Genomic DNA, 14,166 nt, shown 5'->3' with positions numbered 1-14,166 from the left:
AAATTATGGAAAAATCAAACTAGATTAGGTAGTCAAAAATTTATAAATTACAGAATCTTTACAAGCTTAACATATTAACGGAAGTGCATCTGCCTACGGAAAAAGTGACTAATTTTTGAGCTTTTTGTTTGATTTTTGCTGAGTATTCATACTTATTGACAAATAATCAAGCTACGGGTACAAGGAGGTTACAATTTCGTCAAATTTTCTTAACCCATCATTGAATAGACAAATTCTCATCTTTGCTGTTACAATACTTAACATACGGATCTAGAAGTAATAAACCTTTTCTATCCCTGATTTGTTTAGGATACCAAGTAAGCTAATGTTTGACATTTCCTTACACTGATATCTTGTAAAACTGTTGTTCTACTAACTATCATTTTCGAGGAATTTTGTATGACACCTTTTGGTCCGTCGCTTGTTTCTTTGTCTGCCATGTTAGCTAGTCAAAGACAAGAAAGAGTATCAACCCTTACCGAGTTGATGAATAATCTTGAACAAATTAAATGCAGAATCAAGAGATCAGAAACTCAAGAAATTACTGAGCTACTTGAGCAAGCTATTGATCAATGTCAACTGATCAAAATGCTCAATTAAAGAGCAGAGAAAAGCTGCTGAAAATATTATTTTTACTAGCAGATAAGTAATATTTATTCACAGACAAGGACGCTCAAGGAAATGACTGTTAATCTCATTAATTCTGCCTCTCTAACAAGATCTAATTTAGCTGGATCTGATTTAAAGGGTGCTGACTTAAAAAATTTAGATCTACAAGGAGCTAACCTCAAAGCTGCTAATTTACAGGGAGCCTATTTAACTGGATCTTCTTTAAAAAGAGCTATTTTAGATGAAGCTAACCTAGAAGGTTGTCACTTAAATAGAGTGAATTTTGAGCAAGCTAAATTGAGAAAAGCCAACCTAAAACGTAGCCATCTTAATCAAGCTAATTTAGCAGAAGCTATCTTAGATAATTCAGATCTGAGGGGAGCTTATTTAACCGGAGCTTGTCTAAATTGGGCTAGTCTTCAAGAAGTTGATCTTCGTGATGCTTGCTTAGTCGGAATTGAATTGACAAGAACCAATTTAACAGGAGCTTTCTACAACGAATGCACTAAGTTTCCCTCAGATTTTAACCCTCTTGATGCTAAAATGTTCAAAGCCAAGGACATGACAGTTCAAGAATTACTACCTAGCTTGGTTTATGTATATGAGTTAGGTTGTCAATATTTGGGGCCAAACCTAGCAACTAAATATTGGGAAATATCCTGTCCAAATCCTCAATGGTTAAAGCAATTTTCTGTAGAAAATAAGCAACAAATTACTTTTTTGGGAAATTTAGAGCAACCAGTTAGCGCATTGCAATTACGTTATTCCCAAGAGTGGACGCAAAATTTCATCAACACTTGTTCAAAAATTATTGGTAATTTTGCCAATCTAATTGACTCGACTTTAACCTGATTTTGCCAGAATTCCTTATATTATTGGGTTCTACCGAACTTGCCATGTAAAATTAATAAATAAATATAGGCTAAAGCCTTATTCTATAAGCACAAAGGCTGTCTACACAGCCTAATTTTAAGCCTGGGTAGCCAGGCTTAGTTCCTATAGCTTAACCCTTAAGGGTTTAAGCCTGTAATTTTTAATCGTTTTACATCCTAGATTCGGTAGAGCCTATTATTGAAACTCCCCAACTTGTAGAAGTTGGGGATTATCAATAGATGAAAACTCTTAAATAGTAAATAAAAGACTGTCAAGCTGCTACATTAATAACTATCTTCGGAATTGGCAGAGTTTTACCTTCTGCTTGATACCATTCAATTGAACTTTCTATTACTTCTTGACCATGTTTTGCTGCTTCTTCGTAAGTCTCCCCATGGGGATGAAACTGTTGAAAAGGAAAATTTGGTAAATGCACTAAATAACAATTATCTTCAGCAGACCATTCTATAACCATGCGCTCAGGAATATTCATCATAAATTCTCCAGTTTTTTCAATCTTTGAATAATTAAAGTTATTCAAAAAAGATTTCCGTCTTTAACCCCTACTCAGACAATACACTCAACCGCACTAAATCATTATCCTGCAAAGGACGATTACTACGAGACACAAATCGTTCTCCTGGACGTAAACCAGCCAAAACCTCTACATTCCCGTCTCTGTTTTCTCCTAGCCTCACCATTCTCGCTCTAACCGTCCCTTTCTCCTTATCCCCTATTACCACAAAAATTGTCCCCCGTCCCCCCACAGGTTTCTCCTTAGAAGCTTTTAACGCTGTTTCAGGAATAACCACAGATTGACTCACCCCTTGACCAAAATTCACCCTAGCGAGTAATCCACTGCCGATTTTTTGACTAGGATTCGGTAAAATGACCTCAATGGGAACCTGTCGCGCTCTGGAATCGGCCGCAGGGGAAATATTGCTTACCCGTCCCCCTAAACTGTCACGGGGAAAGGCATCTAAGCGCACCGTAACGGACTGTCCTACCTTAATATTGGCTAAATCTAACTCTGATACCGGAACAACCACTTTAACCTCACTAAAATCCCCTAAACGGAGAATTTCGCTGCCTGGTTGTACTAAATTTCCTGTTTCTATCACCCGTTGCAATACATATCCCGTAATAGGAGACGCAAGACGAGCATAAGATAATCTTTCCTGTTCCTGCTTAATTAAAGATTCTTGGGCAATAACCCGCCCTTTCGCCGCTTCTACCCCAGATTGACGTACCTTGACCTGAGATTGTGCCGAGAGCAAGGTTTGCTGGGCGGTGCGGTATTGAGTGCGGGCTAACTCTACCTCCCGTTTTGCGATCGCCCCTTGTTCATACAATTGCTGTAAGCGATCAGCATCCAATTTCGCCTGTTCTAAAGCCACCTTAGCTGATTCTACCTCAGCCTGAGCCGTATTGACTTCCCCCTCAGCCCGAATAACTTCTGACTGTTGGGCCGCAGCTTCTGCTTGTGCTTGTCCGACGGTTGCTTGTAATAAACCATCATCAAGCTGTGCCAACATTTGCCCCTTAGTCACGCGATCGCCTACATCCACCCCTAAACTTAATAATTGTCCCTCAACCTGGGAACGTAAGGCTATTTCCCGTACAGGTTGAGTCGTGCCAATATATTCCACTGTGTCTTTGAGATTATCCCTAGGGGCGATCGCCACATCGACGGCGGGAATTTCTGGCTTTTTCGGGACTTGTTGCTCTTCTTGGGCTTCTGTTTGGGAAATAAACTTGCATCCAACGGAAGCAAACATTAAAACACTGGTTAAGATTAATCCAGTCCCAACAGCCTTTTTAATGACCATGAATGCTTATCTCTGTGTCGTTTTTATCTGCCTAGAAATAGCTTAACAAATCTTTGTACTTAGTCGCTTAAACCATAATGTGTGATCTGAGTTAACTCATCGGGATGTTTTCCCATGCTGGTACTAGCATACCTAAAACTAAATTGACAACCCCATTTTTCCTGTAAACTGTCTTTGAGCAATCCACTTGTTCCTTAGACCGATTGAAATATAACATCATGCCCCAACTTAGTTACATTTATACCTTATTTGTGAGTCACATCCTTGAGTCTTTGCCGTTTCTCTTGTTGGGCATTATTATCTCCAGTGGTTTATTAGTCTTTGTGGATGAACATGAATTAGTAGCAAAACTTCCCCGTAGCCGCATTCTGGGGGTAATTATCGGCAGTAGCTTAGGGCTATTGCTTCCGGTGGGGCAGTATGGCAATATTCCCGTGACTCGGCGGTTATTGTTACAGGGGGTATCAATTCCTGTCTGTATCAGCTTTTTAATTGCGTCCCCTACCATTAATCCCTTTGTTATTTTGAGTAGTTGGCAAGTGCTTGGGGGCCAGCCCAGATTGATTTTTTTGAGAATTTTGGGGGCTTGGCTGATTGGGATTATGATAGGGTTTGTTTTCAGTACCTATTCAGATAAACCCGTTGCTTTAGAGGGAGAAACCGCTATTCTTGAGACTCGCTCCACTTTAGTTCGCTCAGGCACGATTTTACGACCCCTAGAGGGCTTTCAACCCCTACATCGGGCCGGTAACTTAATTTATGAAAATAAGGAAATGTCGGGGGCTTCTCGTACCTTACAACAACAACTTTATGTCTTTGTCGATAACTTGATTCGAGAATTTATCGAATTGGGTAGTATTCTAATGATTGGAGCCGCCATTTCTACTGCCTTTCAAGTTTTGTTGCCTCAAGCTCAACTTTTAGGGTGGGGCCAAACTCCCTTAACTCAAATTCTGGTTATGGGGCTTTTAAGTCTTGTGATTTCTCTTAATTCCCTGTGGGCTGCTTCTTTTGTCAGCCCTTTAACCACCACTCTTTTATCGGGTTCCAGTCTTGTTTTCTTGTTATTTAATTCTTTATTTAATGTTTCTAGTTTGGCTTTATTATTCGCTACAATTCGCGGGAAAGCAGCTATTTATTTAATCATTCTCACAACACAATTGATCCTGGTTTTCGCTTTTGTTCTCAATTTTTATTTCAGTTAAGTTAATGTCTGAGTTTCCACCAATAATCCTGAACCCTACATTAATGTTGAGAAAATTCACCCGATTGCCGTGATCCCTTAAATGTAAACTTTAATTGCAAATCTCAAGAATCCTTGATAAAGATGCTAAATTAATAATTGAAGCTAAATAAAGCTTTCCTGGCAGATCAACTTGCAAGGTCAAAACACAAGTTCAAAGGAGAACACCCTGTACCAGTTCACGTCTGTCTCGTTAACTCGCAATAACAGCAACCAAGATAGAGGCTTATATTTCCTCAAGTGAATTCAAGGGAGCAAGGCAACTGAATCATGAATTCGGTGTAACTCTAGGGAATATCAACTAAGAGAGGAAGTCACTGAGGGACTAACGATTTGGTTGCTGTTATTGTTGTCAAAAATAATTAAGTGTACAATATAAAAGTTGGTAGTAATAGCTTTAGCCATTAGTTATTATTAGGTTTTAACAGGAATAAAGTTCCAAAAATAAACCTTGGTTTGTTTCTAGCTACCTGCTTATATTATAGGATTTTAGGGAAGGGGTAAAAAACAGCATGAAAGTTAACTTACAAACCGCCTTAAATGATAGTCACATCGATGCCAACCAAGGCAATACTCAACGACAAATTGCCATTTCCCTGTCATCCCAAGAAGAAACTAGCGGTCTCGCTCCGCGAGTGGGAAAGCATCGCACCCTACCCCTCAACTTAGGGTTAATTTTAGACCACAGTGGTTCCATGACAGGAAAACCCATGAAAATAGTGAAAGAAGCCGCCCTGCGCTTAGTAGAAGGGTTAGGGCCAAGCGATCGCATTTCTGTGATCGCCTTTGATCATCGGGCTAAAGTAATTGTTCCTAATCAAATGGTTGATGATATTGAGCGAGTCAAAAGACTGATTGAAAAACTGGAAACTGCTGGGGGAACAGCCATTGATGAAGGGATGAAATTAGGGATTAAAGAAGTAGCCACTGGTAAAGAAAATCGTGTTTCTCAAATCTTTTTACTCACAGATGGAGAAAATGAACATGGAGACAATGAACGTTGTTTAAAACTTGCTCACGTAGCCGCAGAATATAATATTACCGTTAATACTTTAGGCTTCGGTAATAATTGGAATCAAGACATCTTAGAAAAAATTGCCGACTCCGCAGGGGGAACCCTCTGTTATATTGAGCAACCCGAACAAGCGTTAACAGAATTTAGTCGTCTGTTTACTCGTCTTCAGTCTGTTGGGTTAACCAATGCCTATTTAATCTTAGAATTTATCCCACAAGTTCGTTTAGCAGAATTAAAACCCGTTGCTCAAGTCGAACCCGAAACCGTCGAATTAAAGGCAGAATCAGAAGGCAATAGCTACATTGTACGGTTAGGGGACTTAATGAAAGATACCTCACGGGTAGTATTAGTTAACCTCTATTTAAGCCAATTATCTCCAGGAAGTCACGTTATTGGGACAGTCCAAGTGCGTTATGACGACCCATCATTATCACAAGTTGGGTTACTATCAGAAAGAATTCCTTTAACCGTCGAAGTACAACCAGCTTATCAACCCCAGGTAGATAATAGTGTCCAAAAATCCATTTTAACCCTAGCTAAATATCGTCAAACTCAATTAGCAGAAGCTAAATTAGATCAAGGCGATCGCAAAGGGGCCGCGACTTTGTTACAAACGGCGGCAAAAACGGCTCTACAATTGGGAGATCAGAGTGCGGCCACGATTTTGCAATCGAATGCGACACGATTACAAGCAGGGGAAGAACTATCAGAAGCAGAACGAAAAAAGACGAGGATGGTATCTAAAACCGTGATTCAAACCGACCCAGAACTTTAAAAAGAAAAGGGGTTTAACCCTGTTAAACCCCTGCCATAACTTATTGTTCCTTATCCAAACTTTCTACACTCAAGGGGACTAAATCCCCATGGATGGTTAATGCTAAAAACATCGGTTCATTGGCTTGAATTATCTTACCCGTCAAAACACAACTTTCATCTTTCCTGGCCGTGGCCTCAAAGGTTGCCCGAATATCACTCGGTGAAAACAATGGTCGATAGTCTCCTGACTTTTGTTGCACATAATTCCAAAGGATATCTCTGATTAAGGCCTGATAACCTTGACTGCCAGAAAGCTCCTTAAGACTCTCTTTTAGGGTTCTCTCTAAGCGGATGCTAGTGACTTCCATTTCAGTGGTAGATGTCCGTGGAATGGTTCTCATAATTTTTTTCCTCAAAAAAGGTAGACATTTCAGTAATATAAGTGTAGTATGAAAAAGATTGTTTTAGCACGGTTGAAAACTCTTATGTTACTGCTCCCTATCCCAGTTCCCTACCAATTAGCCCTAAGTTGCTGCCATAAATGGCAGATTTTGGCTATGGTTGAGGAAGGCTTAGGCAGAGGAAGTAACCCCAGTCCTCATCAGGACGCAATATTTAGTCTAGGGCAGGGAAACCCAACCGCCTTGTTGATGAAAAAACTAGCAAAAACTCTCTGGAAAAACCCTTTTACCTGCTTATTTTTAGCTTTACGAGATTACCCCAAAGGTAATATCAACCCCATAGAGATTAATTCATCCCTAACCCTAACTAGCGGGCGGTGGAGGCAAGTAGCCCCTGTCCCCAGGTAAAACCCAACCCCTCAAGGTTTCTCCTACCCCCGCTTTCATCTCTCGAAAGTGGGGGTTTGTTGTAGATAAACCTAAGTTTTAGTTCCAACGTTGAAGGATGTCCGCCGTGATGCCAACTTCAGACCTTTTCAATCGAACCATCGTCGTCTTTTCCCAAAATTACCTGCCCATTACAAGGGTGACAATGCAACGGGCCATCACCTTACTTGTCACAGGGAAAGCCCAACCCTTAGATTTATTTGAACAAACTTCCTGGGAAATTCGTTCCCCCTCCCTTGTGGTACAAGTAACCCCGCAAATTCGTCTGATGGTGAATGGTGGCGATCGCATTTGGAAAGTTCCCCCAGTCAACCGACGGGAAATTTTACGGCGAGACAAACATCAATGTCAATATTGTGGGAGTCATCGCAATCTTACCCTAGATCACGTAATTCCCCGTTCTAAAGGAGGCAAACACACCTGGGACAATGTGGTAACAGCTTGTGAAACTTGTAATGGACGAAAAGGCGATCGCACCCCTCAAGGGGCAGGAATGGTCTTAAAAACTGTGCCTAAAGCCCCCATTCATCCTGCGATTGCCTTTGCTGAACAATTTTGGCACTCTCACCCGACTACCGCGCCTTGAAAGGAGATATCAACGAAAATGTTAAAACTGATTTATACCGAAAACGGATTTTCTCTCGATTACCTTAACCAGTCTTTAGAAGGGTGGGTGACAACCCGTGTCATGTTAGCCTTGCGCTCAGGCAGTAGTCTTTGTGTGGAACCGAGTCAGGCCGCCTTTTTAATTCCGGTTGATCTACCCTATCTTGATGAATTATTAGCCGCAGCGGCGGCAGAAATGGGGGAAGTGCTAGAAGTGACTACTTGTGATGATGAGTCGGTAGAGGTGGTTTTACAAGGAACCTGGTTAGGATCTGATGTGGCCAGTGAGGAGGGAATCTTTGTCTGCCGTTTAAGCGATCGCGCTGAATTCTTGCTTCACAAACTCTGGCAAGAAACTCAATTATCAACCTCAGTTCTTGAATAATAAGGGAATGGGGGTTAGGGGATAGGTGATAGGGTATTTTAAACCCCCAACCCCTATCTCTAAAACCTAGTGCAGCTAACAGTAATGACGATACTTTTTGTGTAAGTCCAAGGTTTCTAATTTCTGTTTAAAATCTTTCGGTTGTTGATAGTCAGTCCAAGAATATTGACGACGAATGGATTCAACGGTTTTATAGGATTTATTCCACTCCCCTAATACCTCCATTAATTTTTCAAACTGACTATAAACTTTACCATACTTAGCCTGTAAAACAATATATTGCAACATAGTGGCATAAGTTAATGGGCTGTTTTTTTCAGGGGGAATTTCCAGAATTTTCCCTAGTTGATCAAAGACTTCTCCTTCTTTCTTGACTAACTTAACTAAAGTTGCTGTGTTTTTAATATCTCGATTTTTTAGATAATCAACGATATTAGAAACTTTTTGCAAAATTGAGTAGTTCGTTAGTTGATATTTTTTAAAAAGATAGAGCAATTTTAAGCCCAGATCATCTTTATAAGTCAAGCTATCGAGGGACTGAACGTAGCATTCTAAGGCTTTTTTGCCTTTTTCTGTTTTGATTTTTGGTAAAGATTCAGTCAATTCTTGATGAATTAATTGGTAAAAGCTTTCCTTGCTAACATCTCGTTCAAGTAATTGAAAGACTAAATGATAAAAATTTTGTTGTTTAGAACTGCGATAAAGTAGCTCAATTTGTTCAATAGAAAGAAAGCTATTTTTAGCTTCAATAGCGACACGAAACAACCGAAGATAAGCATTAAGCCCTTGATATTCTCCTAATCCTTGAGTAAATTTGTTTCTGATTTGTATTAACCAGATAAAATCTTGCTCCCTAAATCTTTGGTGATCTAGGGCTTGAGCCAGAATTTTTAGGGTTCTGGTTTTTTCAAAGGCATGATTATGTTTTAAGATAATCTCAGGATTAATGAGTTCTTTTTTTAAGAAACTATCAACCTTGTTTTTGAGAAAATAAGGGGAAAATAAATGAGTTTTTTCCCTAGTATTTTCTTGGATTTTTCCAGCGGATATTATGTCAACAGCCATCGAATTTATTCCATTTTTCATGTCTCTAATTCTTTTCAGTATAAGCAGTTAATCTATATAAAGGAATGGTAAAGCTACGGATTTTTGAGAAATCTTTAGAAAATTTTTGTTAACTCTTTATTTTAAATTCAGTAGATTATCGGATGCAGATGTGCTATTTTTTCCTTAAATCCCTATCGTCTAACCCCTGTCTCTACCCTAATTTTGTCTGATTACTTATCTATTAATGAAACCTTATCAAACAATTCCTATTCAAGAATCTGGTGAACCCCTAGTTCCCATTGCTTTAGAACAATTTGCCGTAGAAACACCCCATCCCTATCAAAAATTGGGAGCTAATTATGGGGGGAAATCTCCCTATTATTTACGGAAAACTGTTTTAGAGGCTCTATTACAAGGGCAAAATTACTTACAACAACAACATCCAGACTGGAAAATACAGATTTTTGATGCCTATCGTCCAGTTATGGTACAACAGTTTATGGTGGATTATACCTTTGCGTCTCTGATACAAACCCAAGGGTTACAACGGGAACACCTCTCACCACAGCAGCAAGAAATACTCTGGGAACAAGTGTATCAAATTTGGGCAATTCCTAATGAAAATCCCGCTACTCCTCCCCCTCATAGTACAGGGGCAGCGGTTGATATTACCTTAGTCGATGAAACAGGACATCCTTTAGGGATGGGAGGAGACATTGATGAATTATCAGCGCGATCGCAACCTAATTATTATGCCCATAGTACCAACCCGATTGAAATAACCTACCATCAACGACGGGAATTATTAAATCAAATCATGAGTAAAGCTGGCTTTTGCCGTCATCTTGGGGAATGGTGGCATTTTTCTCTAGGAGATCAAATGTGGGCCTGGCAAACTCAAACCGCGATCGCCCGTTATGGTAAAGTTTGATTATTCTGCTTGATTTGTGGGAAATGTCCCAGGTAGAACTGTCAACGTTTTTGGTTGATTATTGCGAATAATTTCGACCATTAACCTGTCTCCAATGGTACTCGCTTCTACCTGTTCTTGAACTTCAACGGCTTTTTCCACAGGTTTACCCCCGACTTTAAGAATAATATCCCCTGGTTTTAGTCCAGATTTTTGAGCAGGAGAATCATTGATCACACGCACCACTAAGACTCCTTGGGTTTGTGTTACCTTAAAGCCCAGTTGTTGATCCTGATTAAGTTCTTTTTGTAGTTCGGGGTTTAACGTAACCATGTGGATACCCAGATAGGGATGATCTGCTTTGCCTTTGAGTAATAATTGATCTGCCACCCGTTGGGCCGTTTCAATGGGAATGGCAAACCCTAATCCTTGGGCATCAGCGCGAATGGCTGTATTAATACCGATTACCTCTCCTTGGGCATTGAGTAAGGGGCCCCCAGAATTGCCAGGATTAATGGCCGCATCAGTTTGAATAAATCTCACCCGTTTGTCAGGAACCCCTACTTCTGAACTGGAACGGCCCAAGGCACTGATAATGCCCACTGTCACTGTATTATCTAGTCCTAATGGGTTGCCAATGGCGATCGCCCATTCTCCGGGTTGCAATTGTTCCCCATTGCCAATCTCAACGGTGGGTAAATTGGTGGCATTAATTTTCACCACGGCCACATCCGTCATGGGGTCAGTCCCCAATACTTGACCCCGATAGACTTGGCCATCTTTGAGGGTTACTTTAACTTCTTTTGTTCCATCTACCACATGGGCATTGGTTAATAATTGTCCATCAGAACTAACAATAAAACCTGACCCCGTTCCCCGTTCTAGGTGTTCTTTGGGGAGGGGCATTTCATTGCCAAAAAAACGGCGGAAAAAGGGATTTTCCAGGGATTCTCCCATCTCATCAGGGACTTGTCGTGTGGCATCAATTCGGACAACGGCAGGCCCCACTTTTTGGGCAGCTTGAGCAATAAAATTTAAGTTATCTTGTTGAGAAGATCCGGAGGCAAAAGAGAAGGGTTTTAAAGATGCGGGAATGACGGTAGGACTTGAGTTTTCTTGGCTTTGAGGAGATTGGACTAAGTAACGACTGCCCCAGATGCCCACAGTACCGCCTAATAATAATAATCCTACATAAACACCTAATTGTTTAATACGCATAATATTTTTTTTGTTTGATGATGACAGGGTTCCCTATCCCCGATTATGACAAAGTTTCTGGAGAAGCAGCTAACCTATCCGTCTTCTCTTAAGATTTTTGGGCTTACTATGATCTTGATTTTAGCTTGGATTTTTACACTGGTTGTATTTTTCACCATTAATTTTCTCTTTCTTACTTGTGTTGTCTGTTGGTCTTATGCTATATTGGTAAATGCTTAAACGCGGATGTGGTGGAATCGGTAGACACGCACGCTTGAGGGGCGTGTGGCTTACGCCATGCGAGTTCAAGTCTCGCCATCCGCATTGACTCGACCTTCTTTGGGAGAGGCAACTGGGAACACCTCGACAACGCTCAGTGCCACTAGGTAACGGTGAGGTTTGGCTAGGAATCCCTCTGATCTTTAGACCAGGGGATTCGTCAAGGCTCTAAGTCATCCTATCTTTACGACTGAGAGGTTAAAACCACCTCAGAAGGGTCTACCTTAGATTGTTCTTGAATCGCTCCATAAAGACGATTTAACGCGCTAATGTAAGCACGGGCAGAAGCCGTTATAATGTCCGTATTGGCTGCATAACCGGAATAAATACGTCCTTCATGACGCAAGCGAATTGTCACCTCTCCCATTGCATCTATCCCTGCTGTTACTGACTTCACCGAAAACTCGATCAACTCATTGGGAACATTCACGACCCGATTGATCGCCTTATAAACTGCATCAACAGGCCCCGTCCCAATCGCAGCATCCGTTAACTCTTTCCCTTCCGGGGTTCTTAGGGTAACAGTGGCCGTGGGACAGGAATGATCACCAGAGGAAACCTGTACTAACTCCAGGCGAAACAATTCGGGAGCTTGTTGAATCTCATCATTAACAATAGCTTCTAAGTCCCAATCTGTAATTTCTTTCTTCTTGTCAGCCACTTCCTTGAACCGCAAGAACGCATTATTTAAGTCCGTGTCTGATAACTCAAACCCTAACTCTTTTAAGCGAGTCCGAAAGGCATTGCGTCCCGATAATTTACCTAAGACAATTTGATTATTGGTTAACCCAATGGACTCCGCATCCATAATTTCGTAGGTTAACTTATTTTTGAGAACGCCATCTTGATGAATACCAGACTCATGAGCAAAGGCATTTGCCCCCACAATTGCCTTATTCGGTTGTACAATCATCCCTGTGAGGTTAGATACCAAACGGGAGGTTTTATAGATTTCCTTGGTGTTGATATTGGTTAAGGATTCAGTAGAATCAGCCGGCCGTCCCAAAAATGGGTTAAAGTATTGACGACGAACATGGAGAGCCATGACTAACTCTTCTAAGGCAGCATTGCCCGCCCGTTCCCCAATGCCATTGATGGTACATTCTAGCTGTCTGGCCCCATTTTTCACCGCTTCCAGGAAGTTGGCCACCGCTAACCCCAAGTCATCGTGGCCATGTACGGAAATGATGGCTTGGTCAATGTTGGGAACATTATCTTTGATGCCTTTAATTAAGGCCCCAAACTCGCTGGGAGTCGTATAACCTACTGTATCAGGAATATTAACGGTCGTTGCTCCGGCCGCGATCGCCGTTTCTAGGACTTGATACAAAAATTCTGGATCACTGCGTCCCGCATCTTCTGGGGAAAATTCTACATCATCTACAAAAGTTTTAGCATAGGCTACCATTTCTGGCACAATGTCTAAGACTTCCTGACGAGTCTTTTTCAGTTTATGTTGTAGGTGAATATCTGAGGTGGCAATGAAGGTATGAATGCGAGCTTTTACGGCAGGTTTGAGAGCTTCTCCTGCTGCTTTGATATCATTCTTACTTGCTCTGGCCAAGCCACAAATTTTCGGGCCAGTTTCCGTTCCCACAAGTTTCGCAATTTTCTGGACAGCTTCAAAATCTCCAGGACTAGCGTAGGGAAAACCTGCTTCTATGATATCAACGCCAAGTCGTGCGAGAGCGCGAGCAATTGTGAGTTTTTCTTCAACCGTGAGACTTGCGCCTGGGGACTGTTCCCCATCTCGTAAAGTAGTATCAAAGATGATAATGTGATCAGGTTGACTGCTCATAGGGTAACGACTCAACGCGATTTAATCATGGATTGGATTTCTTGTTATCAATTATACTCTATCTTATTAGAATTTTTAAGAAAACCGATCTAAAATTTTTCTAATTGTTATTTTTTCAGCCGCTAGGCAATGGGTAATAGTTCACTTAAATTATCAGTAAGAGGTGTTCAATGGTGACTCAAATTAAACCCAAGTATTACACCTCAGAGGAATATTTGGAACTCGAAGCAACAGCAGACTATAAAAATGAATATCGAGATGGAGAAATTATTCCGATGACGGGTGGAACCACAAATCATAATAAAATTGCTGGTAACTTTTACGCTTACCTGAAATTTGCCTTCAAGGGTCAAAAATATGATGTTTATATTGGCGATGTACGTCTCTGGATTTCTAATTTTCGTCAATATACTTATCCTGATGTAATGGTAATTGATGGTGAACCCATTTATGAAGGAAACAGTAAAACAACAGTGACAAATCCTAGTTTAATTGTAGAAGTTTTATCAAAATCAACTCAAAATTATGACCAAGGGGATAAGTTTCGCTTTTATCGTTCCATTCCTCAACTGCAAGAATATATTTTATTAGCACAAGATCGCTGTTATATTATGCAATATACGAAAACCCCAGAAGGTAATTGGTTATTACGAGAATATGAACAAGAAACAGCCATGTTACAATTACAATCTCTCGAATTTTCCATTGAAATAAAAGAATTATATGAAGGAGTTCAATTTGAGGAAACAGAAGAAACAAATAGATGATTTA

15 protein-coding genes and 1 tRNA gene are annotated in these 14,166 nt (G+C 40.6%); 10 read left to right on the top strand and 6 right to left on the bottom strand.

All coding sequences use genetic code 11. From position 1 onward, the window contains the following. Positions 1-399 precede the first annotated feature (399 nt). Complete coding sequence (locus VB715_RS17740; RefSeq protein WP_323302549.1) at positions 400-600, top strand: hypothetical protein; 201 nt, start codon at positions 400-402, stop codon at positions 598-600. A gap of 81 nt (positions 601-681) precedes the next feature. Then, complete coding sequence (locus tag VB715_RS17735; RefSeq protein WP_323302548.1) at positions 682-1,461, top strand: pentapeptide repeat-containing protein; 780 nt, start codon at positions 682-684, stop codon at positions 1,459-1,461. A 292-nt stretch (positions 1,462-1,753) separates the two neighbouring features. Here the strand turns inward: VB715_RS17735 and VB715_RS17730 are convergent, their stop codons facing one another. Both VB715_RS17730 and VB715_RS17725 read right to left on the bottom strand, forming a co-directional pair. Beyond that, on the bottom strand, positions 1,754-1,978 hold the full coding sequence (locus VB715_RS17730; RefSeq protein ID WP_416336954.1) for a type II toxin-antitoxin system HicB family antitoxin: 225 nt from the start codon (positions 1,976-1,978) through the stop codon (positions 1,754-1,756). 67 nt (positions 1,979-2,045) lie between these two features. Then, positions 2,046-3,311: an efflux RND transporter periplasmic adaptor subunit gene (locus tag VB715_RS17725; protein WP_323302547.1), complete on the bottom strand. Its 1,266-nt coding sequence runs from the start codon at positions 3,309-3,311 to the stop codon at positions 2,046-2,048. Between the two features lie 218 nt (positions 3,312-3,529). Between VB715_RS17725 and VB715_RS17720 the strand changes: the two genes are divergently transcribed. Next, positions 3,530-4,516, top strand: coding sequence for a permease (locus tag VB715_RS17720; protein WP_323302546.1), 987 nt, complete (start codon positions 3,530-3,532; stop codon positions 4,514-4,516). A gap of 550 nt (positions 4,517-5,066) precedes the next feature. Then, positions 5,067-6,344 (top strand): VWA domain-containing protein, encoded by a 1,278-nt coding sequence (locus tag VB715_RS17715; RefSeq protein WP_323302545.1) that lies wholly within the window; start codon positions 5,067-5,069, stop codon positions 6,342-6,344. A gap of 40 nt (positions 6,345-6,384) precedes the next feature. On the opposite strand, the gene VB715_RS17710 is transcribed toward VB715_RS17715, so the two are convergent. After that, positions 6,385-6,726, bottom strand: a complete 342-nt coding sequence (locus tag VB715_RS17710) for a hypothetical protein (protein WP_323302544.1) — start codon at positions 6,724-6,726, stop codon at positions 6,385-6,387. Positions 6,727-6,810: 84 nt separating this feature from the next. Between VB715_RS17710 and VB715_RS17705 the strand changes: the two genes are divergently transcribed. The 3 genes from VB715_RS17705 (at position 6,811) to VB715_RS17695 (ending at position 8,164) form a co-directional block, all read left to right on the top strand. Further along, a complete protein-coding gene (locus tag VB715_RS17705; protein WP_323302543.1) occupies positions 6,811-7,134 on the top strand; it encodes a hypothetical protein in 324 nt (107 codons plus the stop codon). 109 nt (positions 7,135-7,243) lie between these two features. After that, a complete protein-coding gene (locus tag VB715_RS17700) occupies positions 7,244-7,759 on the top strand; it encodes an HNH endonuclease (protein ID WP_323302542.1) in 516 nt (171 codons plus the stop codon). An 18-nt stretch (positions 7,760-7,777) separates the two neighbouring features. Further along, positions 7,778-8,164: an alr0857 family protein gene (locus tag VB715_RS17695; RefSeq protein ID WP_323302541.1), complete on the top strand. Its 387-nt coding sequence runs from the start codon at positions 7,778-7,780 to the stop codon at positions 8,162-8,164. Positions 8,165-8,239: 75 nt separating this feature from the next. Here VB715_RS17695 and VB715_RS17690 read toward each other — a convergent pair whose 3' ends face one another. Next, complete coding sequence (locus VB715_RS17690) at positions 8,240-9,229, bottom strand: hypothetical protein (RefSeq protein WP_323302540.1); 990 nt, start codon at positions 9,227-9,229, stop codon at positions 8,240-8,242. A 226-nt stretch (positions 9,230-9,455) separates the two neighbouring features. Here VB715_RS17690 and VB715_RS17685 point away from each other — a divergent pair, with 226 nt between their 5' ends. Further along, complete coding sequence (locus VB715_RS17685; RefSeq protein ID WP_323302539.1) at positions 9,456-10,142, top strand: M15 family metallopeptidase; 687 nt, start codon at positions 9,456-9,458, stop codon at positions 10,140-10,142. On the opposite strand, the gene VB715_RS17680 is transcribed toward VB715_RS17685, so the two are convergent. After that, positions 10,143-11,339, bottom strand: a complete 1,197-nt coding sequence (locus tag VB715_RS17680) for an HhoA/HhoB/HtrA family serine endopeptidase (protein WP_416336953.1) — start codon at positions 11,337-11,339, stop codon at positions 10,143-10,145. 221 nt (positions 11,340-11,560) lie between these two features. Between VB715_RS17680 and VB715_RS17675 the strand changes: the two genes are divergently transcribed. Further along, positions 11,561-11,642: transfer RNA gene (locus VB715_RS17675), tRNA-Leu, on the top strand. Between the two features lie 139 nt (positions 11,643-11,781). Here VB715_RS17675 and VB715_RS17670 read toward each other — a convergent pair. Further along, positions 11,782-13,395 (bottom strand): 2-isopropylmalate synthase, encoded by a 1,614-nt coding sequence (locus VB715_RS17670; protein WP_323302538.1) that lies wholly within the window; start codon positions 13,393-13,395, stop codon positions 11,782-11,784. Between the two features lie 170 nt (positions 13,396-13,565). Between VB715_RS17670 and VB715_RS17665 the strand changes: the two genes are divergently transcribed. Next, a complete protein-coding gene (locus VB715_RS17665; protein WP_323302537.1) occupies positions 13,566-14,162 on the top strand; it encodes a Uma2 family endonuclease in 597 nt (198 codons plus the stop codon). The last annotated feature ends 4 nt before the right edge of the window (positions 14,163-14,166 follow it).

The organism is Crocosphaera sp. UHCC 0190 (assembly GCF_034932065.1).
Taxonomy (GTDB): Bacteria; Cyanobacteriota; Cyanobacteriia; order Cyanobacteriales; family Microcystaceae; genus UHCC-0190.
Note: the sequence above shows the minus strand (reverse complement) of the source record. Positions and strands in the feature narration are given on the sequence as shown.

Coding starts and splice junctions, on each gene's coding strand:
- VB715_RS17730 (WP_416336954.1), bottom strand. CDS start 1,978: ATGATGAATATTCCTGAGCGCATGGTTATAGAATGGTCTGCTGAAGAT.
- VB715_RS17705 (WP_323302543.1), top strand. CDS start 6,811: ATGTTACTGCTCCCTATCCCAGTTCCCTACCAATTAGCCCTAAGTTGC.
- VB715_RS17700 (WP_323302542.1), top strand. CDS start 7,244: ATGCCAACTTCAGACCTTTTCAATCGAACCATCGTCGTCTTTTCCCAA.
- VB715_RS17725 (WP_323302547.1), bottom strand. CDS start 3,311: ATGGTCATTAAAAAGGCTGTTGGGACTGGATTAATCTTAACCAGTGTT.
- VB715_RS17680 (WP_416336953.1), bottom strand. CDS start 11,339: ATGCGTATTAAACAATTAGGTGTTTATGTAGGATTATTATTATTAGGC.
- VB715_RS17690 (WP_323302540.1), bottom strand. CDS start 9,229: ATGGCTGTTGACATAATATCCGCTGGAAAAATCCAAGAAAATACTAGG.
- VB715_RS17695 (WP_323302541.1), top strand. CDS start 7,778: ATGTTAAAACTGATTTATACCGAAAACGGATTTTCTCTCGATTACCTT.
- VB715_RS17665 (WP_323302537.1), top strand. CDS start 13,566: ATGGTGACTCAAATTAAACCCAAGTATTACACCTCAGAGGAATATTTG.
- VB715_RS17685 (WP_323302539.1), top strand. CDS start 9,456: ATGAAACCTTATCAAACAATTCCTATTCAAGAATCTGGTGAACCCCTA.
- VB715_RS17735 (WP_323302548.1), top strand. CDS start 682: ATGACTGTTAATCTCATTAATTCTGCCTCTCTAACAAGATCTAATTTA.
- VB715_RS17670 (WP_323302538.1), bottom strand. CDS start 13,395: ATGAGCAGTCAACCTGATCACATTATCATCTTTGATACTACTTTACGA.
- VB715_RS17740 (WP_323302549.1), top strand. CDS start 400: ATGACACCTTTTGGTCCGTCGCTTGTTTCTTTGTCTGCCATGTTAGCT.
- VB715_RS17720 (WP_323302546.1), top strand. CDS start 3,530: ATGCCCCAACTTAGTTACATTTATACCTTATTTGTGAGTCACATCCTT.
- VB715_RS17710 (WP_323302544.1), bottom strand. CDS start 6,726: ATGAGAACCATTCCACGGACATCTACCACTGAAATGGAAGTCACTAGC.
- VB715_RS17715 (WP_323302545.1), top strand. CDS start 5,067: ATGAAAGTTAACTTACAAACCGCCTTAAATGATAGTCACATCGATGCC.